20 protein-coding genes are annotated in these 18,882 nt (G+C 60.1%); 13 read left to right on the forward strand and 7 right to left on the reverse strand.

From position 1 onward, the window contains the following. Nucleotide 1: 1 nt before the first annotated feature. The 5 genes from ACZ9BB_RS16510 (at nucleotide 2) to ACZ9BB_RS16530 (ending at nucleotide 3,730) form a co-directional block, all read left to right on the forward strand. The gene (locus ACZ9BB_RS16510) at nucleotides 2-301 is read left to right on the forward strand and encodes a YciI family protein (protein WP_476214654.1); all 300 of its coding nucleotides are present in this window, start codon (nucleotides 2-4) and stop codon (nucleotides 299-301) included. Nucleotides 302-410: 109 nt separating this feature from the next. Further along, nucleotides 411-824, forward strand: a complete 414-nt coding sequence (locus tag ACZ9BB_RS16515) for an SH3 domain-containing protein (RefSeq protein ID WP_476214655.1) — start codon at nucleotides 411-413, stop codon at nucleotides 822-824. Between the two features lie 7 nt (nucleotides 825-831). Continuing rightward, nucleotides 832-1,509 (forward strand): response regulator transcription factor, encoded by a 678-nt coding sequence (locus ACZ9BB_RS16520; RefSeq protein ID WP_476214656.1) that lies wholly within the window; start codon nucleotides 832-834, stop codon nucleotides 1,507-1,509. A gap of 196 nt (nucleotides 1,510-1,705) precedes the next feature. Next, the gene (locus ACZ9BB_RS16525) at nucleotides 1,706-2,155 is read left to right on the forward strand and encodes a Spy/CpxP family protein refolding chaperone (protein WP_476214657.1); all 450 of its coding nucleotides are present in this window, start codon (nucleotides 1,706-1,708) and stop codon (nucleotides 2,153-2,155) included. A gap of 234 nt (nucleotides 2,156-2,389) precedes the next feature. Beyond that, a complete protein-coding gene (locus ACZ9BB_RS16530) occupies nucleotides 2,390-3,730 on the forward strand; it encodes a sensor histidine kinase (RefSeq protein WP_476214658.1) in 1,341 nt (446 codons plus the stop codon). Between the two features lie 19 nt (nucleotides 3,731-3,749). Here ACZ9BB_RS16530 and ACZ9BB_RS16535 read toward each other — a convergent pair whose 3' ends face one another. Then, on the reverse strand, nucleotides 3,750-4,316 hold the full coding sequence (locus ACZ9BB_RS16535) for an NAD(P)H nitroreductase (protein WP_007938516.1): 567 nt from the start codon (nucleotides 4,314-4,316) through the stop codon (nucleotides 3,750-3,752). A gap of 122 nt (nucleotides 4,317-4,438) precedes the next feature. Here ACZ9BB_RS16535 and ACZ9BB_RS16540 point away from each other — a divergent pair, with 122 nt between their 5' ends. Further along, complete coding sequence (locus tag ACZ9BB_RS16540; protein WP_476214659.1) at nucleotides 4,439-5,893, forward strand: TrkH family potassium uptake protein; 1,455 nt, start codon at nucleotides 4,439-4,441, stop codon at nucleotides 5,891-5,893. Here ACZ9BB_RS16540 and ACZ9BB_RS16545 read toward each other — a convergent pair. Continuing rightward, a complete protein-coding gene (locus ACZ9BB_RS16545) occupies nucleotides 5,850-6,911 on the reverse strand; it encodes an AraC family transcriptional regulator (protein WP_476214660.1) in 1,062 nt (353 codons plus the stop codon). The two genes, ACZ9BB_RS16540 and ACZ9BB_RS16545, sit on opposite strands and share 44 nt — an antisense overlap. A gap of 157 nt (nucleotides 6,912-7,068) precedes the next feature. Between ACZ9BB_RS16545 and ACZ9BB_RS16550 the strand changes: the two genes are divergently transcribed. Both ACZ9BB_RS16550 and ACZ9BB_RS16555 read left to right on the forward strand, forming a co-directional pair. Next, nucleotides 7,069-7,380, forward strand: a complete 312-nt coding sequence (locus ACZ9BB_RS16550; RefSeq protein WP_476214661.1) for an Mpo1-like protein — start codon at nucleotides 7,069-7,071, stop codon at nucleotides 7,378-7,380. Between the two features lie 98 nt (nucleotides 7,381-7,478). Beyond that, the gene (locus tag ACZ9BB_RS16555) at nucleotides 7,479-8,069 is read left to right on the forward strand and encodes an HD domain-containing protein (RefSeq protein WP_476214662.1); all 591 of its coding nucleotides are present in this window, start codon (nucleotides 7,479-7,481) and stop codon (nucleotides 8,067-8,069) included. Between the two features lie 167 nt (nucleotides 8,070-8,236). Here the strand turns inward: ACZ9BB_RS16555 and ACZ9BB_RS16560 are convergent, their stop codons facing one another. Continuing rightward, nucleotides 8,237-9,052, reverse strand: a complete 816-nt coding sequence (locus tag ACZ9BB_RS16560) for a UDP-2,3-diacylglucosamine diphosphatase (protein ID WP_476214663.1) — start codon at nucleotides 9,050-9,052, stop codon at nucleotides 8,237-8,239. A gap of 136 nt (nucleotides 9,053-9,188) precedes the next feature. On the opposite strand from ACZ9BB_RS16560, the gene ACZ9BB_RS16565 reads away from it, so the two are divergent. Together ACZ9BB_RS16565 and ACZ9BB_RS16570 are read left to right on the forward strand one after the other, a co-directional pair. Further along, the gene (locus ACZ9BB_RS16565; RefSeq protein ID WP_476214664.1) at nucleotides 9,189-9,974 is read left to right on the forward strand and encodes a helix-turn-helix transcriptional regulator; all 786 of its coding nucleotides are present in this window, start codon (nucleotides 9,189-9,191) and stop codon (nucleotides 9,972-9,974) included. A gap of 253 nt (nucleotides 9,975-10,227) precedes the next feature. After that, nucleotides 10,228-11,121 (forward strand): DMT family transporter, encoded by an 894-nt coding sequence (locus ACZ9BB_RS16570; RefSeq protein ID WP_476214665.1) that lies wholly within the window; start codon nucleotides 10,228-10,230, stop codon nucleotides 11,119-11,121. Here the strand turns inward: ACZ9BB_RS16570 and ACZ9BB_RS16575 are convergent. The 4 genes from ACZ9BB_RS16575 to recQ all read right to left on the reverse strand — a co-directional run bounded on the left by ACZ9BB_RS16575 (nucleotide 11,115) and on the right by recQ (nucleotide 16,093). Then, a complete protein-coding gene (locus tag ACZ9BB_RS16575) occupies nucleotides 11,115-11,402 on the reverse strand; it encodes an Rdx family protein (protein ID WP_476214666.1) in 288 nt (95 codons plus the stop codon). The genes ACZ9BB_RS16570 and ACZ9BB_RS16575 overlap by 7 nt on opposite strands. Nucleotides 11,403-11,478: 76 nt before the next feature. Continuing rightward, nucleotides 11,479-13,284, reverse strand: coding sequence for a motility hub landmark protein FimV (locus ACZ9BB_RS16580; RefSeq protein ID WP_476214667.1), 1,806 nt, complete (start codon nucleotides 13,282-13,284; stop codon nucleotides 11,479-11,481). Between the two features lie 128 nt (nucleotides 13,285-13,412). After that, entirely contained in the window at nucleotides 13,413-13,847 is a 435-nt protein-coding gene (locus ACZ9BB_RS16585) for a MarR family transcriptional regulator (protein WP_476214668.1), read from the reverse strand. Between the two features lie 119 nt (nucleotides 13,848-13,966). Continuing rightward, nucleotides 13,967-16,093, reverse strand: a complete 2,127-nt coding sequence (gene recQ, locus ACZ9BB_RS16590; RefSeq protein WP_476214669.1) for a DNA helicase RecQ — start codon at nucleotides 16,091-16,093, stop codon at nucleotides 13,967-13,969. 483 nt (nucleotides 16,094-16,576) lie between these two features. On the opposite strand from recQ, the gene ACZ9BB_RS16595 reads away from it, so the two are divergent. The 3 genes from ACZ9BB_RS16595 to ACZ9BB_RS16605 all read left to right on the forward strand — a co-directional run bounded on the left by ACZ9BB_RS16595 (nucleotide 16,577) and on the right by ACZ9BB_RS16605 (nucleotide 18,662). Continuing rightward, nucleotides 16,577-17,524, forward strand: a complete 948-nt coding sequence (locus ACZ9BB_RS16595; protein ID WP_476212610.1) for an IS110 family transposase — start codon at nucleotides 16,577-16,579, stop codon at nucleotides 17,522-17,524. Nucleotides 17,525-17,668: 144 nt separating this feature from the next. Then, nucleotides 17,669-18,256, forward strand: coding sequence for a UPF0149 family protein (locus ACZ9BB_RS16600; protein ID WP_007895005.1), 588 nt, complete (start codon nucleotides 17,669-17,671; stop codon nucleotides 18,254-18,256). 10 nt (nucleotides 18,257-18,266) lie between these two features. Then, nucleotides 18,267-18,662 carry a YbaN family protein gene (locus tag ACZ9BB_RS16605; RefSeq protein ID WP_476214670.1) on the forward strand — a complete coding sequence of 132 codons (396 nt, stop codon included), beginning with the start codon at nucleotides 18,267-18,269 and terminating at the stop codon, nucleotides 18,660-18,662. Nucleotides 18,663-18,882: the final 220 nt, after the last annotated feature.

The following is an 18,882-nucleotide window of genomic DNA, read 5'->3' on the forward strand; positions in this document are numbered from 1 at the left end:
CATGCTTTACGCAATCATTGCCACAGACGTCGCCAACTCCCTGGAAGCCCGACTGGCCGCACGGCCCGCGCACCTTGAGCGCCTGCAAGTGCTCAAAGGCGAAGGTCGCATCGTATTGGCCGGTCCGCACCCGGCGGTCGACAGCAATGACCCGGGCGCGGCAGGTTTCAGCGGCAGCCTGATCGTCGCCGAGTTCGATTCCCTGAGCGCCGCCCAGGCCTGGGCCGACGCCGACCCGTACATTGCCGCAGGCGTCTACGCCAATGTTTTGGTCAAGCCGTTCAAGCAAGTCCTGCCGTAAACTCCTCCCGCGCGATGAACCTTATCGGCTCATCGCGCGCTCAACGCTCATTATTCTCGTTTATCGGCCGACAACCTGCCCAATACTCGTATTGGAATCAGGAGTTGCGATGCGCAAAGGTCCGTTGTGTCTGATGTTGGTGACGTTGTCGATCATGGCGCCCGCCCACGGTGAAGAAAGCACCGAAGGCGGCAACTCGACGCCGCTGTCCTTGAGTACCGGCAGCCAGATTACCGAGTTGCAGCAGCGCTTGAAGGTAAGCGAACAGCAACGAGAAGAACTGAGCAAACAATTGCAAAATACCGATGGCGAACGCGAAAGCGCCCAGTTGAGCCGGTTGCGCCAAGAGAACCAGCGCCTGAAGCTGCAACTCAAGGAAGCCCAGGCCAGCAGCCCGCTGCCGCGCTTGCTGACTGATCAACAGCAATGGTTCGTGATCGGGGGCGCAGTAGCGCTATTGGCCCTGCTCTGCGGTATCTTCGCCAGCGGTGCCACAAGAAAACGTCGGCAATGGCTAAATTGAGTGAGTCATGAGCGAGCTGTTATTAATTGATGATGACCAGGAGCTGTGTGAGCTCCTGGGTAGTTGGCTGAGCCAGGAAGGCTTTCAGGTCCGTGCCTGCCACGACGGCCAGAGCGCCCGTCGCGCGCTCGCCGAAACTTCTCCGGCGGCCGTGGTGCTGGACGTTATGCTGCCGGACGGTAGCGGCCTGGAACTGCTCAAGCAACTGCGCAGTGAGCATCCGGATTTGCCGGTGCTGATGCTTTCGGCTCGTGGCGAACCGCTGGACCGCATCCTCGGCCTGGAACTCGGTGCCGACGATTACCTGGCCAAGCCATGCGACCCACGGGAACTGACAGCCCGCCTGCGCGCGGTGTTGCGCCGCAGTCATCCGACAGCCGTCTCCAGCCAGCTCGAACTGGGCGATTTGTGCTTCAGCCCAGTGCGTGGCGTGGTCAGCATCGATGAACAGGAATTCACCCTCACCGTCTCCGAAAGCCGCCTGCTCGAAGCCCTGCTCAAGCAACCCGGCGAACCGCTGGATAAACAGGAACTGGCGCAAATCGCCCTGGGTCGCAAACTGACCCTGTACGACCGCAGCCTGGACATGCACGTCAGCAACCTGCGCAAAAAAATCGGCCCACACCCCGACGGCCGCCCACGCATCGTGGCCCTGCGCAGTCGCGGTTACTACTACAGCCTCTGAACCTGACCCGAACCTTTGTAGCAACTGCCAAGACTGCGAGGCTGCTACAGAGGCCATGTTTCGTCAGAGAGAAATTGTCAGGAAGGTAGAAAATCGTCTTTACCCAAGCTTTACGCTCCGCTGACCGCCGCTGACCTTGATCTGCGTAATCTGTACTCATCCGGAACGTACCGGGAACGAGACAAGGAGATACACCATGCGCAAGACTCTTATCGCTCTGATGTTTGCTGCCGCCCTGCCGACCGTTGCCATGGCCACGCCTGAAGGCACAGGCCCGATGGGTGATCACATGGAAGGCTCACGCCACGGCGGTCAGATGTACGGCATGCACGGCAAAGGCCCTTACAGCCAGCTGGATCTGAGCCGCGAACAGCGCGAGCAGATCCGCAAGATCATGGGCGAGCAGATGCACGAGCGTCAGCAACTGGTCGACAAGTACCTGGAAAAACTCTCGCCAGCCGATCAGAAAGCCCTGAAAGACGAGATGGCGGCCAAGCACAAGAAAGCCGAAGCCGACATTCGCGCGCTGCTGAAACCGGATCAACAGAAGCAATTCGACGAGATCCAGAAGAAACAAGCTGAGCGTCGCGCCGAATGGGCCGAGTTCAAGGCCTGGAAAGCGCAGCAAGCGCAAAAAGCGCAATAATGCGTTAACCCTGGACCCGACGGCTAACACCGTTGGGTCTGATACCACTCAGTCTAATGTGGGAGCGGGCTTGTGTGGCGAGGGGGCTTGCCCCCGTTGGGTCGCGAAGCGGCCCCGACATTTCAAAGTTAAACCGCAGGTAATGGTTTACGACTGCTCCGCAGCCGAACGGGGGCAAGCCCCCTCACCACAGGCCCGCTCCCACAGGGATTTGTGCTTGTTTGAGGATTTTCTGTGCGCTCATTGTTCTGGCGTATCCTGGCCAGCTTCTGGCTGGCCATCGCTCTGGTTGCAGGGCTATCCATCCTGCTCGGGCACATGCTCAACCAGGACGCGTGGATCCTCAGTCGCCACCCGGGCCTCAACACCCTGGCCGAACAGTGGACGCAAACCTACGAAAGCCAGGGCGAAGAAGCCGCCCAGGACATTTTGGAGCAGCGCAAGCGCCAGTATCACATCGACGTTCAGGTACTCAATGAGGCGGGGGACCCGGTGGTACGCGGCACCTTCCCTCGGCGGGCGGCAGCCTTCGAAGCACGGCAGCAAAACGATGATCGGCGCCTGCCGTGGCGACGCCTGACCGATGAATATACCAGCGCCAAAACGGGCGACACTTATCTGCTGATCTACCGCATTCCGCACCCGGAACTGGATGCCTGGCACCGTGAAAGCCTGCTCTGGCCGTTGAGTGCACTGGGTATCGCGCTGGTGGTGCTGACCCTGTTCAGCCTGCTGGTGACCTTTTCCATCACCCGCCCGCTAAGCCGTTTGCGTGGCGCGGTGCATGATCTGGGGCAGACGACCTATCAGCAAAACAGCCTGGCGCAACTGGCCAACCGGCGCGATGAATTCGGAGTGCTGGCCAACGACTTCAACCGCATGGGCGCGCGTCTGCAAAGCCTGATCGGCAGCCAGCGGCAATTGCTGCGCGATGTGTCCCACGAGTTGCGTTCACCCTTGGCCCGACTGCGCATTGCACTGGCATTGGCCGAGCGGGCCAATCCCCAGGAACGGGAAAAACTCTGGCCTCGCCTGACCCGTGAGTGCGATCGGCTGGAAGCGTTGATCAGCGAAATTCTGGTGTTGGCGCGGGTCGATGCCGACAATGCCAGTGCCGAAGAGGTGGATCTCACTGCACTGCTCAATACCCTGCAAAAAGATGCTCAGTTGGGCTCACCGGAGCAAAACGTGCGCCTTGAGGCCGAGCCGCAACTGAACCTCAAAGGCTGGCCAACCATGATCGAGCGCGCCGTGGACAATCTGCTGCGCAATGCCCAGCGCTTTAACCCGGTCGGGCAACCAATCGAAATGCAGGCGTTACGTCAGGGCGACAGGATTGTGGTCAGCGTGCGCGATCACGGCCCAGGCGTCGAGGCCGAGCATTTGAATCAGCTGGGTGAGCCCTTTTATCGGGCACCTGGGCAGACAGCGGCCGGACATGGCCTGGGACTGGCCATTGCACGCCGTGCGGCGGAACGGCATGGCGGCAGTCTGGTGCTGGCCAATCACCCGCAGGGCGGGTTCATCGCCAGCCTGGAATTGCCGTTGGTGCCGGGGGCTGTGGTTCAACCATAAATTCAGTGGTGATTGATCTTCAGGCCTTACCGGACCAAGCGCTGACAAACTCGGCCAGATCAACCTTCTCCGCCACCCGCGGTTCTTTCTGCGGCGTGCCGAGATAAAGGAACGCAATCACCTCTTCCCCTTCCGCCAGGCCCAACCCTTTGGCGACATGCGCCGAATAAGCCAGCTCACCGGTGCGCCAAACCGCACCAATGCCTTGCGCATAAGCGGCCAGCAAAATTCCATGAGCCGCGCAGCCTGCCGCCAACAATTGTTCGGATTTGGGGTATTTGACGTGATCCTGCAAACGAGCAATCACCACAACCACCAACGGTGCACGCAGCGGACCGTTACGGGCCTTGTCCAGTGCGGCTTCTGACACCTCGCTGTCTTGCAGCTTCGCCGCTTCGGCCAGCAACTCGCCCATTTGCTCGCGCGCCGCACCTTCGACTGTCAGGAAGCGCCAAGGCTGCAAGTGGCCGTGGTCTGGCGCGCGCATCGCGGCGGCAAACAGCACTTCCCGTTGCTCGGCAGTGGGCGCCGGATCAAGCAGTCGTGGAACGGAAACACGGTTGAGCAAAGCGTCGAGAGCCTGCATCGGCCACCTCCTGAAAAAAATGTCTGGCTATTCTAGCGTCAAGTGTCGCGACGGCGTCGGTTTACATGCCCTACCCCGCAGGTAGAATGGCGCCCTTCCCACTATCAGCCCGAGCGGACTTCATGGCGTTGCCGACCTTACGGATCATTGGTTTCATCATCGGCATCTTCCTGATAACGCTGGCCATCGCCATGGTCGTGCCCATGGCCACACTGGTGATTTTCGATCGCACCAGTGACCTGCCGTCGTTCCTCTGGGCCAGCATGATCACCTTTGTCGCCGGCCTGGCCCTGGTCATTCCGGGACGCCCCGAACACATCCACCTGCGCCCGCGAGACATGTACCTGCTGACCGTCAGCAGCTGGCTGGTGGTGTGCATCTTCGCCGCCCTGCCGTTCCTGCTGACCCAACACATCAGCTACACCGACTCGTTCTTCGAAAGCATGTCCGGCATCACCGCCACCGGTTCGACAGTGCTTACCGGCCTGGACAGCATGTCCCCCGGCATCCTGATATGGCGCTCATTGCTGCACTGGATCGGCGGGATCGGTTTTATCGGCATGGCGGTAGCGATTCTGCCATTGCTGCGCATCGGTGGCATGCGGCTGTTTCAGACCGAGTCGTCAGACCGTTCCGAAAAAGTCATGCCCCGTTCGCACATGGTGGCGCGTTTGATCGTAGCGACCTACGTCGGCATCACCATTTTCGGCAGCCTGGCGTTCTGGTGGGCCGGGATGAGCCCGTTCGATGCGATCAACCACGCGATGTCGGCGATTTCCACCGGCGGGTTTTCCACCTCCGACCAGTCTTTGGCCAAATGGCCGGAGCCTGCGGTGCATTGGGTCGCGATCGTCATCATGATTCTCGGCGCCCTGCCGTTCACCTTGTATGTCGCCACATTACGCGGTAACCGTCGGGCGCTGATCAAGGATGAACAGGTGCAAGGCTTGCTCGGCATGTTGCTGGTGACCTGGCTGGTGCTCGGCACCTGGTACTGGTGGACTACTCAGTTGCACTGGCTGGAGGCGTTGCGGCATGTGGCACTGAACGTGACGTCAGTGGTGACCACCACTGGTTTTGCACTGGGGGACTACAGCCTCTGGGGCAATTTCTCGCTGATGTTGTTTTTCTATCTGGGGTTTGTCGGCGGCTGCTCGGGGTCGACCGCTGGCGGGATCAAGATTTTCCGCTTCCAGGTTGCCTACATTCTGCTCAAGGCCAACCTTAACCAGTTGATTCACCCCCGTGCGGTGATCAAGCAGAAATACAACGGCCACCGACTCGACGAAGAGATCGTGCGGTCGATCCTGACCTTTTCGTTCTTTTTCGCCATCACCATTTGCGTGATCGCGCTGCTGCTGTCGCTGCTCGGCGTGGACTGGATGACAGCCCTGACCGGCGCGGCCAGCACAGTGTCCGGCGTCGGCCCGGGGCTGGGCGAAACCATCGGCCCGGCGGGTAACTTCGCCAGCCTGCCGGATGCCGCGAAGTGGATTCTCTCGTTCGGCATGCTGCTGGGCCGGCTGGAGATCATTACGGTGTTTGTTCTGTGTATCCCTGCGTTCTGGCGTCACTGACCGGCTTGGGTGCTTCCACCAGCCGCGCCCGGTATTCGCCGGGAGTGACTTCGAACCAGCGTCGGAAGGCGCGGAAGAAGTTGCTCGGATCGGCAAACCCCAGCAGGTAGGCAATTTCCAGCAGGGTCATGCCCGATTGCGCCAGGTATTGCTCGGCCAGTTCACGCCGCGTGTCATCCAGCAACGCCTGAAAACTCGTGCCCTCTTCCTGCAAGCGTCGCTGCAAGGTACGTTGCGACAGGTGCAGCGCCTGCGCCACCGCATCGCGCTTGGGCTCGCCCTGGGGCAGTAAGCGGCACAACACCTGCCGCGCATTGTGGGTCACGCGGCTCTCGGAAAACCGCGCCAGGTATTCACCGGCAAAGCGGTCGTGCAGCAGCGCCATGGCCTCGTTGGCGGTGGGCAACGGCGCCTCCAGCTCAGCGCGCTCGAAAATCAAGGCGTCATAGGGCGCATTGAACATCATCGGGGCGTGGAAGGCTTGCTTATACGGTTCGAGATCGGCGGGTTGATCGCCCTGCAACAGCACTTTGCGCGGATGCAGCGCGCGCCCGGTCAACCAGCCGCAAAACGCCAGGGCACAGGCCATCGATGCTTCAGTACTTTGTCGGGTCGGTGGCAGGTGGTCGCCATGCACCGTCAGAATCAGCGCATAACCCTCGTCCAGTATGCGAAAACTCAGGTCAGCACTTTCGGCAATGATTCGCTGATAACGCACCAGACGTTGAAAGCCTTCGGCCAGGGTCCGACTGGACATCAAGGCATAACCAGCGACGTGCAGGGACGCCGGTCGCACCACCTTGCCCATGTTCAGGCCGATCGCCGGGTTACCGGACAGCTCGACCGCGCGCTGCCAGAGCCGCGTCATGGAATCTTGTGTGAAGCGTGCATCCGGATCATCCAGTGCCGCGTAGTCGAGCCCTAGCTGCTTGAACAGAACCCGGCAATCCAGGCCGTCCATTTCCAGTGCTTTGACAATCCCCATCGCCCAGCTTGCAGAAGTCGTTCGTTCGCTCATAGCGTCTACTACGTGATGGCCGCATGCCACGACCCATTTCCGAAGGATACTAAAGTGGCGCCTATTGTCACTGGCTGATGCCACTGATCACTCTAGACTCAAATAAGCTACCCGCAGAGCAACTTGTTACTGATCAACTCCCACAGAGATCGCAGTCGTGGAAAATATCAAACGTTTCAATAGCTTCGCTGAGTTTTACCCGTATTACCTCAGCGAACACCGCAACAGCACTTGCCGACGTTTGCACTTTGTCGGCACCTCCCTGGTTATTTTCATTCTGCTGCTGACCATCGGCAAAAGCGTGTGGTGGATGTTGTTGGCCCTGCCGCTGGCCGGTTACAGCTTCGCCTGGGTCGGGCATTTCTTTTTCGAGAAGAATCGTCCGGCAACCTTTCAGCATCCCCTTTACAGCCTGCTCGGCGATTTCGTCATGTACCGCGACATGATTCTGGGTCGCGTGCCGTTTTAGGCTCCCTTGGCCACAAAAGCGTCCTGCGCAGCCAATGCGACATTGGATCCAGCCCCTACACTCAAAACGTCCCTTTCGATCAGAACAAGAGGTAACCGATGAATGCCCATGCCCGCTTCACCCACATGCAGGACGGCACTCAGGAAGACTGGGCGATCATCGCCGCGGATTTCAGCGCCTACGCCCGGCAATTGCCCAAACGGATCGTGGCGCATTTGAAGTTACTGGAGGGTGATTTCGGCGGGTTCCCGGTGGATCGCCTGACCCATTCCCTGCAAACCGCCAGCCGTGCCTGGCGCGATGGACGCGACGAGGAGTACGTGGTCTGCGCCCTGCTCCATGACATCGGCGATACGCTGGGCTCCTACAATCACCCGGACATAGCCGCGGCGATCCTCAAGCCGTTCGTCAGCGCCGAGAACTTGTGGATGGTGGAGAAGCACGGGATTTTCCAGGGCTACTACTTCTTCCATCACCTGGGCATGGACCGGCATTTGCGCGAGCAATTCAGCAGTCATCCGCAGTATCAGGCGACCATCGAATTTTGCGCCCGGTACGATGCGGCGGCGTTTGATCCGGCGTACGACACACTGCCGCTGAGCTTCTTTGAACCGATGGTGGAACGGCTGTTTGCACAGCCGAAGAATTCGATTTACAAGGCGGCGATGGAAGAACATTCGCCAGCCTGATGAATGTCAGGAACCTGTGGCGAGGGGGCTTGCCCCCGTTCGGCTGCGCAGCAGTCGTAAAAACCGACGAATACGGTCTACCCGATACAACCGGGATGAATAGTTTTGGGGTCGCTTCGCGACCCAACGGGGGCAAGCCCCCTCACCACATAGATTAAGCCTCAGGTTCACGCCGGCTCAGCGACCTTCACCGCCTTCAACCCGGCCTCCCGCGCCTGGGCATCGGCCAACCGATACAGCTCGATCGAGCCATCCCAATGCTCGATCAGTGCCGTGCACGACTCCACCCAATCCCCGCAATTGAGGTAATCCACCTCGCCAACCTTACGAATCTCGGCATGGTGAATGTGCCCGCACACCACGCCATGCAATTCGCGTTTGACGCATTCGTGGGCGATGGCTTCTTCAAAGTCGCTGATGAAGCTGACGGCAGTCTTGACCTTGTGCTTGAGGTACGCCGACAGCGACCAGTAGCCGTAGCCATAACGGGCACGCCAATGGTTGAGCCAACGGTTGAGCGTCAGGGTGAATTCGTAGGCCGAATCGCCGAGAAAGGCCAGCCAGCGGTGATAACGGGTGATCACGTCGAACTGATCGCCGTGTATCACCAGCAAATGACGGCCATCGGCGGTCACGTGCACGGCTTCGTCCACCAGTTGGATATTGCCCAGCATCAGCTTCGAATAACGGCGCAGGAATTCGTCATGGTTGCCGGTGACATAAATCACTTCTGTGCCGCGCTTGCTCATGGTCAGCAGGCGACGAATCACGTTGGTGTGCGCCTGAGGCCAATACATGCCGCTGCGCAGCTTCCAGCCGTCGATGATGTCACCAACCAGGTAAATCTTGTCGGCGTGATAGCCCTTGAGAAACTGCGACAGGTGTTCGGCCTGGCAATCCCGGGTGCCCAAATGCACGTCGGAAATCCATAAGGTCCGCACACGTTGCTTACGGCTGGGTTTGGCGAGCTCGGCGCTGGTCATGGGCAACCCTCAGGACAAGTTTTGGCAAGCTTGCGCCGGTCGGGTGAATTGCCCATGACAGTGGCAAGTCAGTCTTGTGACAGCGCGAGTCGGGCCGCACCCGGTGTAGACTGGCGACCTGCACAGGAGAACTGCGATGAGACCGATCCTCACGCTACGCCAGTACACCCACGACCTGATCGTCCACAGCCACGACCACGCACAACTGGTGTTCGGGCTGTCGGGCGCGCTGGACTTCGAGGTTGAGGGGCGTGGTAGTCAGGTGGTTCAGCAGAGTTTCGTGGTGGTGCCGTCGGGCGCGCATCATGCCTGTGACAGCGCCCATGGCAGTCGTTGCCTGGTACTGGATGTGCCGAGCGACCAGTGGGTTTTGCAGTCCCTTGGCGATCACGCCGAAGCCAGCCGCCGCTTGCTCGACAATGCCGGGCGCCTGTCGCTGGACGCCGGACAAAGCCAACTGGTGAGTTGGTTGGCGTGCAGCCCGATCAGTGATCCGCTGATCGCCCAGCAAGGCGCGGTGCTGTTGCTGGCCAGCCTCAACAATGCCAAGCCCGACAGTGTCGGCGGTCGGCGCCTGCCTTATGCGGCGCTCAATGCTCACATCGATCAATACGCGGCCTATCCGCTACAAGTCGCCGATCTGGCACGCATTGCCGGCCTGTCCAGTGCCCGGTTGCACGCACGGTTCTTGGCTGAATGCGGGCAGACGCCGATGGACTACATTCGCAGTCGTCGGCTGCACATCGCTGTCGGCTTGTTGCGCGATTCGGCACTGCCCATTGGCGAGATTGCCTGTCGGGTCGGCTACAGCTCCCAGAGCGCTTTCGCCGCGGCGGTGTTGCGCGAGTTCGGTGCCTCGCCCGGTAAACTGCGCCGCGAGGCAAATGCCGGTTGGCTGATAGATAGAACGAGCAATCAGTAACCTGTGGCGAGGGAGCTTGCTCCCGTTGGACTGCGCAGCAGGCCCCTTCTTTACCAGATAGAGAGGGGCCGCTTCGCAGCCCGGCGGGAGCAAGCTCCCTCGCCACAGGCAGTGCCAGGCCTGACTGGCGAGTGTTAGGGCAAAAAATCCGTCAGGCGCGAGGCCGGCGACAAGAGACGATAGTTTGCCGACAGACACGGCAAGTCATTGCGCGGTTCAATGGTCTGGTCCAATACATTTATCAAGGATTGCAATGACTCCCCGTACCGCCCTTGGCGCTCTGCATATCGGTGCACTGATGTTCGGCCTGACTGGCGTATTCGGCAAACTCGCCGCCGCTTCGCCGGCCATCATCGTGTTCGGCCGTGCCGCGTTTGCCGTTCTCGCCCTGGCGTTTTTCGCACGGTTCGCAAGCGGTACCCGTTGGCAGAAACTCGACGCCGTAGACCTGCGCCGCCTGCTGCTCAGCGGCTTGCTGCTGACCGGGCACTGGGTGAGTTTCTTTATCGCGGTGAAGGTCGCCGGGGTGGCAATCGCGACACTGGGGTTTGCCAGTTTCCCGGCGTTTACCGTGATCCTCGAAGGGCTGATCTTCCGCGAGCGCATCCGCGCCAACGAAATCCTGCTGGTGGTGCTGGTCAGCATTGGATTGGTGCTGGTCACGCCCGACTTTGATCTGGCCAGCGGCGCCACTACCGGCCTGCTGTGGGCGGTGGCTTCCGGCTTGTTGTTCGCTCTGCTGTCCCTGACCAACCGCGCCAGCTCCGGGCGAATTCCGCCGGTGCAGGCGGCACTGTGTCAGAACGTGGTGGTTGCGATCTGCCTGCTGCCGGTGGCGGCACCGCAGTTGAGCGAAGTGCGCGCCATCGACTGGCTGTGGATCGGCCTGCTCGGCGTGTTCTGCACCGGCGTGGCCCACAGCCTGTTCGTCGCCAGCCTGGCGGTGATCAAAGCGCGAACCGCATCAGTGATATTTGCGCTGGAGCCGGTTTACGGCATCACTCTGGCCTGGCTGTTGTTCAACGAAAACCCGACGCTGCGCATGCTGATCGGCGGCGCACTGATCATCGTGGCCATCGTGGTCTCCAGCCGGCTGTCCGGCAGCTCAAGCAAGAACGCGGTGGCGGCAGAAGCTGCGTCTCACTGAGTACGGTCGTTGTGGCCCAGGTCGCGGTCCGGATCGATCTGATCGCGGACCCGCTGCTTGAGTATCTTGGCCTCGGGGAAACCGCCGTCGGCCTTGCGTTCCCAGAGCTGCACATCGTCACAGAAAATGTGAAAGACCCCGCCGGTGCCGGGCACCAGGGACACTTTACCCAGATCGTCGCCGAAGGTGCTGAGCAGTTCCTGGGCCAGCCAGGCAGCGCGCAACAGCCATTGGCATTGCGTGCAATAGGTGATGACGATTTCCGGTTTGTGTGCGGTCATGATTGACAAGACTCCTGGACCTGGGGGCGTCGCTATAATAGCCGTCTTGCCCCGGATTCCTACACCGGGAAGGGTGTTATCGGATGCCGGCCAACAGTGTCCGCGCCGTCTCCTTGAGCGGTTCGTCGCCTTCCTTGAGCAACTCGTTGAGCAACTCGATGGCGCTGTCCAGGTCGCCGTCATCGATACAGGTCTGGGCCTGTTCGAGTTTGCCCGCGCTGCTCGTCTCGGCCGGTTCTAGGTCCATCAACTCAGCATTCAGCGGTTCCAGCTCCAGCGGCTGGCCGGGATCGCTGAATTCGTTGAGAAAAGTTTCGTCCAGAGACTGGGAGTCTGGTTCGGCTACCCATTCAAGCTCAGGCTCGTCCAGCGTCGGCTCGTCGGGTATCTCGAAGACGTCGGGCAATACGTGCAGGTTCGAGGTGAACCCGGGGTCGTCTGCCTGCGAAGGCTCTTTCGACAGTTTGGCGCTGGACGCTGAGTTTTCGAAGGGGCTGATCAGGTCCCAACTCGAATCCATCGACAGGTCATCCAGGTTCAACTGGAACTCATCGCTCGGTGCCGCTTGGTTTAGTGCCGCCGTCGGTGGCGTCACTGCCACGGCGGCGGCCACCGGTACGGCACCGATCAGTTTCGGGTGGCGGGCGCGGATGTCCTGAAGTTGCTGCGCATCGAACCCGGCATCTCGCAGGCTGCTTTCCTGTGCGTCATAAGCCTGCACGTCGCCCTGTTTACCGAGGACTTCCAGCAATTGCACGGCCAGATCAGTGCGCTGGGGTTCCTTGACCAATGCGTCTCGCAACAAACCGGCCGCCTCGGACAAACGGCCATACGCCAGGTAGATACCGACCCCTTCCAGCACATCGCCTGGGGGAGTCTCTTCAGCCGAGCCGGTGTTTGGCTGTGACTGGGACACCGGCCTGGCCGGTTCTGCCGTGCGGTTGAGTACCGGCTCATGGCGCGACGGCGGCATTGGCAACGGCTCGGGCAATTCCCGAACCTGCTGTCGTTGACGGCGAACGAACACGCCGAGCAACATCAAAGCCACCAGCGTCAGCAACCCGATGATCAGCGGCCAATGAGTTGCCTCGGGCGTTTCGACGACTACCGGCACCGGCGCCGGCGCCCCGGGTGCGACCGGCTCCGGCCGTGCCTGTTTGATTTCCGCCAGCTGGGTTTGCAGCTCGACCAGCTGTTTTTTCTGACCGGCGATATGCTCGTCCTGCCCTTGAAGCTTCGCATTCAGCTCATCGATGGTTTTTTGCAACTGCTGGTTTTGCAACACGCTGGCAGCCAGTTGTTCGGCAACAGGATCAATCGCAGGCAGCACGGCGGGTTTATCGACTTCAGGCTTGGGGGCCGCCCCCTTCTCAGCGGGAGGCGGTGCAACAACAGGTTCGACGGACGGGAACCCGGAAGATGGAGGGGGCGGTGCGGGGGCGTCGTTGGCGGGAACAATTGACGGCGAGCCCGGTGGATCGATGAGTACCGTGTATTCACGCAGCAGACTACCGTTGGGCTGATTGAGCTGCACCAGAAAATTCAGAAAGGGTTCGTTGACCGGTTTGCTGGAGGTCACCCGGATCAGGCGGTGGTTGCCCCGCAGGATCGGTGTGAACTTCAGATCGTTGAGGAAGAACACCCGCTCGACGCCGACGCGGTTGAACTCATCCGCCGACGCGAGGCTGACGGACAGCTCGCCCTCCTCCAGCCCATCGGCGTCCACCAGGGCGATGTCGGCATTGAATGGCTGATTCAACGCCGAATGCTGGGTGATGTCACCCAACCCTAGCGCAGGGGCCAATGCCGAGTAACTGACGGCACTACCGACCAGCAACAGCCTGGCGCAACACCGCAATACAATCTGCCAACTCTCGAGCATGAGCATCCCTTAGATAACCAGAACCAACCTGTACGTGTTCGCACATCCGGTACGAACACGATATTGCCTAGTAGTTCTTTATAGTCTGCCCAACGGGGTATCTCAAAAGTCTGGCGCGTGGTTGTGCCTCAAGATTTTTCCAGGTTGGCCAGGATGTGCCCGTGAACACGCATGCAGACCTTCAAATCCGCCTCATCAACGCCTTCGAACAGTTCGTGGCGCAATTGGGTGGCAATGGTTTCAATTTGTTCGATCAAGGGCCGGGCCGGAGTACAAAGGACGATTTTTTTCGCCCGACGGTCTTCCAGCACGGATTGTCGTTGCACCAGGCCCTGACTTTCCAGGCTATCGAGCAGTCGAGCCAGGGTGGGCCCTTCGACGCCGACGCTTTGCGCCAGTTCGCGCTGGGTGGGAGCATCATCGAAACGCGCCAGGTGCAGCAGCACCAGCCAGCGCGCCTGGGATAGACCCAAGCCCGCCAGTCGGCGGTCCAGTTCGGCACGCCAGCCCCGGGACATCTGGGCCAGTTGCATGCCAAAGCGGTGTTGATCGGTTAACGGCATAAAACACTCATGGTTAGACTGAAATAGAGAAAAACTAATTATTAGTCAGCTAAGCATGACCTTTGGCTATAGGCAAGGTTTGCTCTGCACTGAATCGTTACACCTGCGCGGCCAGACGTTCAAAGTTCGAATTCGGACTGCAGCGCGGCACGAACGCAATACAAAACACCTTCCGGCACTCGCCCTGCGAACAACGCGGCAATGTCTGATACCGAGGGCAACTCGCCTTCGCCGTCGAGGAAGGCGTCCTGGACTTCGCCCATCAATTCTTCGGGCAGATCCAGCGCCTGCTCCAGCGACAGTTGCTGCTTGCCGATGGCCTCGGCGAGCATCGTGTAGACGTTCTTTTCCGAGCATTGCAACTGACCGGCGATCTGCAGCGGTGTCATGCCGGCCCGGGCCAGCGTGATCAGCTCGTGACGCACATCGGCCACCACTTTCGGCGCCTCGACCTGGCCGCCAAGCACTTCGAGGAAGGCCTCGCCGTACCGTTCCAGCTTGCGCGCGCCGACACCGCTGACCGTGGCCATTTCCGCCAACGAAGTCGGCTGGCTGCGGAGCATTTCCAGCAGCGTCGAGTCGGGGAAGATGACATACGGCGGCACGCCATGTTCTTCAGCCAGTTTGCGACGCAAGGCACGCAGGGCTTCCCACTGTTCGCGTTCTTCACCGCGAACCAGTTGGCTGGCCTGGCTCTTGCTGCTTTTGGCGGTGGTTTGCGGCTTGAGGTCGCGGCGCAGTTCCAGAGTCACTTCGCCCTTGAGCAGCGGCCGACAGGTATCGCTCAGGCGCAGACCGCCGTAGCCTTCGAGGTCGATGTCCGCCAGGCCTCGGGCAACAAGCTGTCGGAACAAGGAGCGCCATTCGCTCTCCCCCATCGCTTTGCCTACACCGTATACCGACAAATGCTGATGACCGAAGCTGCGAACCTTTTCGTTGTCCTTGCCCAGCAGCACGTCCACCAGATGACCGACGCCATAACGCTGACCGGTACGGTAGATCGCCGACAGCGCCTGACGGGCCGGCTCGGTGGCGTCCCAGGTCTGCACGCCGTCGACGCAGTTGTCACAGTGGCCGCAGGGCTCGGGCATGTCTTCGTCGAAGTACGCGAGCAGGGTCTGGCGGCGGCAGCGGGTTTCTTCGCAAAGCGAGAGCATGGCGTCGAGCTTGTGCTGCTCCAGACGCTTGTGGCGCTCATCGCCTTCGGAGTTTTGCAGCATCTGCTTGAGCATCACCACGTCTTGCAGGCCGTACGCCATCCAGGCATCCGCCGGCAGGCCATCACGACCGCCGCGACCGGTTTCCTGGTAGTAGGCCTCAAGGGACTTCGGCAAATCCAGGTGCGCGACAAAACGTACGTTGGGCTTGTCGATGCCCATGCCGAACGCCACGGTGGCGACCATGATCAGGCCTTCCTCGTTGAGAAAGCGCTTTTGGTGGTGAGCCCGCGTATCGTTGGCCAGGCCGGCGTGGTACGGCAGCGCCGGGAAGCCCTGCTCACTGAGGAACACCGCCACTTCGTCGACCTTTTTGCGCGACAGGCAGTAAACGATACCGGCATCGCTGCGCCGCTCGGCGAGGAACGCCAGCAACTGCTTGCGCGGCTGTTCCTTGGGCACGATGCGATAAAAAATATTGGGGCGGTCGAAACTCGACAGGAAGCGCTCGGCATCCTGCAAATGCAGGCGATCGACGATTTCTTCCCGGGTGCGCTTGTCGGCAGTGGCGGTCAGGGCAATGCGCGGAACGTTGGGGAACAATTCCGCCAACTGGCCCAGTTGCAGGTATTCCCGACGGAAATCGTGGCCCCATTGGGACACGCAGTGCGCTTCGTCGATGGCGAACAAGGCAATTTCAAGGCTTTGCAGAAAGGCCAGCATGCGCGGCTGAACCAGGCGCTCGGGCGCCAGGTAGAGCATTTTCACCTCGCCTCGCTTGATCCGCGCCGCCAGGTCGCGCTGCTGCTCGGCGCTGAGAGTGGAGTTCAACGACGCCGCGGCAACGCCCAGCTCTTCGAGGGTGGCGACCTGATCGTCCATCAGCGCGATCAGTGGCGACACCACCACTGCCAGCCCGTCGCGCAGCAGCGCCGGCACCTGGAAGCACAAGGACTTGCCGCCCCCGGTAGGCATCAGTACCAGGGCGTCGCCGCCACTGGCCACGCGCTCAATGATTGCACCCTGACGGCCACGGAAACTGTCGTAGCCGAAGATGTCCTTGAGGACGCGTTGAGCCTGTTCGAGCATAAAAACTCCAAAAATCACCGAAACATCCCTGCAAGGCTGGTTCAGAATCACGAAAGCTGCACTGACAAATCGTAAGTACGCATTGCATGACGCTTCACATCTCAGCCGTGACGCCAGCAGGGCATCACAAAACGCGCGAGTATACCCGACGCCTGTCCGGCAAAGGGCGCCACTGATAAGACATGAAAGCCAACTTGTGGGAACGAGCCTGCTCGCGATAGCGGTGGGCCAGTCAATATTGTTATTGAATGTTATGTCCTCATCGCGAGCAGGCTCGCTTGTATGGTAGGACTTGAAGGGAGGAGAAGGGACAAGGCTCGATTCTGACTGTTGACGCAGTACAGACCGTGGGAGAGTTCGCCCCTCCTCCTTTCACCCAAGCGCCGATAAAGAATGCATCTGGCCTAGACCGACGATAGGAACAAGCCTGCGCCCCTGGGTGAGCCCTTCAAGTGCTTAAAACCATATCCCGGAGGAAATCCTATGGCAATGCCGGTTTCTGCTTCAAAGCCGATCGTGGGCGTGGATGTCGCCAAGAATGAGTTGGTGATTTATCACGCCGAACTGAGCCTGCTTGAAGAGATTCCCAACAACAAAACAGCCATCAAGAAGTGGTTGAAGGCCTTGCCGAGTACGGTGGCCATTGCCGTCGAAGCCACCAATATCTACCACTTGGAGTTCGCCGATCTGGCCTACGAGGCCGGATGCGTGATTTACATGGTGGGCGGCTATGAACTCAAGCATTACCGCGAAGGTGTGAAGGTCCGCGCCAAAACTGATGCACTGGATGCCAAGCTGCTTGCTCGGTATCTGAAAAATGAACATGAAGAGCTTCACCCATGGACCCCGCCATCCCCGCTATACCGCCAGCTTCTGGGTCTTTTCCGCCGCCGGGCGGCGTTGGTCCAGGCAAGGGTCGGCCTGGTGCAAAGCTGGGCCAATGAGCCGCTGCTCAAGACCGCTTTTGCCGAACAAGTGAAGTCCATGCAACAGCTTGAGATGCTGATCGAGAAGACGATCAACGATCAGCTCAAAGAAGCCGGTTTGCTGGGCCAGTTAAAACGCTGCCTGAAAGTGGAAGGCATTGGTTTTTTGACAGGAGCGCGTTTGATCACGGCGTTTCAGAGGGGTGACTTCAGAAACGCGGATGCTTTTATCGCCTTTCTGGGAATGGATTTGCGGGTATCAAAATCGGGGCAAAAAGATGGCCGCCGCAGTTTGACCAAGCGCGGTGACCCGGAAGCTCGGCGGCTGCTGCACAATGCGGCAATGTCGGCGAGTCGCACCGAGGCCTGGAAAGATTTTTATCAAGAACAAAGAGCTCGGGGTTTCAGCACGACTCAAGCATTGGTGATGCTGGCTCGAAAGCTCGCTCGGGTGGTATTCGCTCTGCTAAAGGGGCAGGACGAATACCAACCGAAAGTCAGTTGAGGGCTTCCCCTCAACCATAGAATCTCCCACAGGGAATGCAGCATCCCGCAAGCCTGCAAAGGTGCAAATACACCGCGCGGCTGGCCCAAGCGCTCAAGAAGGCCTAGAATTCCCGCATCGTATATTCCCCAAGGTAGCCCTTTAATGTCCTTCGCTGAGCAACTAACCCGCCTGCAAGTCTTCCTCGACGCCGACGAGCTGCATGACGAGGCGCTGGACTACGTGGCCGCCCACGGCTACCTCACTGCGCTGTCGATCTGTTCCGAAAGCGTTCCCGACCGTGAATGGATCGACGCACTCTTCGCCGAAGAGCCGCACTACGCCGACGACACCGAGCGTGAAGCGATCGAATCCACCCTGCTGCTGCTCAAGGCTCACATCGCCCGCCAACTGGCGTCCGACGAAGAGTTCGAGCTGCCGTGCGACCTGGACCTGGGCGACGACCCGGACGACTCCGACCTGCGCGGCTGGTGCATCGGTTTCATGGAAGGCGTGTTCCTGCGCGAAGCGGCCTGGTTCGAAACCGCCGAAGACGAAGTCAGCGAAATGCTGCTGCCGATCATGGTCGGTTCGGGTCTGTTCGACGAACAGCCTGAGTTCTCCGACATCGCGGCCGACGCCAACCTGATGGACGACATGATCGTGCAGATCCCGGAAGCCCTGACCGCGCTGTACCTGCTGTGCAACGCGCCAGACGAAAAACCGGCGATCCTCAAGCCACGTCACCACTAAGGTTTTGCCTATGGACAACCCCATAGGCAACCGCCCCCTGATGTTGCGCTACGTGCTGCTGGCCATCGGCTGGCTGAGCGTAGCGCTGGGGGTGATCGGGATTTTCCTGCCGGTGCTGCCCACCACACCGTTCCTGTTGCTGGCGGCCGCCTGTTTCGCCCGCAGTTCGCCGCGTTTCTATCACTGGCTGGTTGAACATCCACGGCTCGGGCCGTGGGTTCGCGATTACCTGAGCGGCAATGGCATTCCGCTCAAGGGCAAGGTCTATGCGATCGGGCTGATGTGGGCGAGCATTCTGTTCTCTTGCTATCTGGTACCGCTGCCGTGGGCGCGGGGGTTCATGCTGACCAGTGCGGTGCTGGTGACGGTTTACATCCTGCGGCAGAAAACCCTGCATAAACCCTGATTCCCGTAGCAGCTGTCGAGCCCCAGCGAGGCTGCGTTCGGCTGCGAAGCAGTCGCCAATCCGATCAATGCAGTGTGTCAGGAGAAGGTGGGTTGCAGGTTTTGGGGCTGCTTCGCAACCCAACGGGGGCAAGCCCCCTCGCCACGGAAAGCAAACCGCTGACGTCCATTCGTCCGACGACCTGCCCTACCCCGCCCAAATCAGCGCCTAGACTTCAGAC

This window comes from Pseudomonas sp. TE3552 (assembly GCF_056278945.1).

Coding starts and splice junctions, on each gene's coding strand:
- ACZ9BB_RS16510 (WP_476214654.1), top strand. CDS start 2: ATGCTTTACGCAATCATTGCCACAGACGTCGCCAACTCCCTGGAAGCC.
- ACZ9BB_RS16515 (WP_476214655.1), top strand. CDS start 411: ATGCGCAAAGGTCCGTTGTGTCTGATGTTGGTGACGTTGTCGATCATG.
- ACZ9BB_RS16520 (WP_476214656.1), top strand. CDS start 832: ATGAGCGAGCTGTTATTAATTGATGATGACCAGGAGCTGTGTGAGCTC.
- ACZ9BB_RS16525 (WP_476214657.1), top strand. CDS start 1,706: ATGCGCAAGACTCTTATCGCTCTGATGTTTGCTGCCGCCCTGCCGACC.
- ACZ9BB_RS16535 (WP_007938516.1), bottom strand. CDS start 4,316: ATGCAGGCTCTCGACGCTTTGCTCAACCGTGTTTCCGTTCCACGACTG.
- ACZ9BB_RS16540 (WP_476214659.1), top strand. CDS start 4,439: ATGGCGTTGCCGACCTTACGGATCATTGGTTTCATCATCGGCATCTTC.
- ACZ9BB_RS16545 (WP_476214660.1), bottom strand. CDS start 6,911: ATGAGCGAACGAACGACTTCTGCAAGCTGGGCGATGGGGATTGTCAAA.
- ACZ9BB_RS16555 (WP_476214662.1), top strand. CDS start 7,479: ATGAATGCCCATGCCCGCTTCACCCACATGCAGGACGGCACTCAGGAA.
- ACZ9BB_RS16560 (WP_476214663.1), bottom strand. CDS start 9,052: ATGACCAGCGCCGAGCTCGCCAAACCCAGCCGTAAGCAACGTGTGCGG.
- ACZ9BB_RS16565 (WP_476214664.1), top strand. CDS start 9,189: ATGAGACCGATCCTCACGCTACGCCAGTACACCCACGACCTGATCGTC.
- ACZ9BB_RS16570 (WP_476214665.1), top strand. CDS start 10,228: ATGACTCCCCGTACCGCCCTTGGCGCTCTGCATATCGGTGCACTGATG.
- ACZ9BB_RS16575 (WP_476214666.1), bottom strand. CDS start 11,402: ATGACCGCACACAAACCGGAAATCGTCATCACCTATTGCACGCAATGC.
- ACZ9BB_RS16580 (WP_476214667.1), bottom strand. CDS start 13,284: ATGCTCGAGAGTTGGCAGATTGTATTGCGGTGTTGCGCCAGGCTGTTG.
- ACZ9BB_RS16585 (WP_476214668.1), bottom strand. CDS start 13,847: ATGCCGTTAACCGATCAACACCGCTTTGGCATGCAACTGGCCCAGATG.
- recQ (WP_476214669.1), bottom strand. CDS start 16,093: ATGCTCGAACAGGCTCAACGCGTCCTCAAGGACATCTTCGGCTACGAC.
- ACZ9BB_RS16595 (WP_476212610.1), top strand. CDS start 16,577: ATGGCAATGCCGGTTTCTGCTTCAAAGCCGATCGTGGGCGTGGATGTC.
- ACZ9BB_RS16600 (WP_007895005.1), top strand. CDS start 17,669: ATGTCCTTCGCTGAGCAACTAACCCGCCTGCAAGTCTTCCTCGACGCC.
- ACZ9BB_RS16605 (WP_476214670.1), top strand. CDS start 18,267: ATGGACAACCCCATAGGCAACCGCCCCCTGATGTTGCGCTACGTGCTG.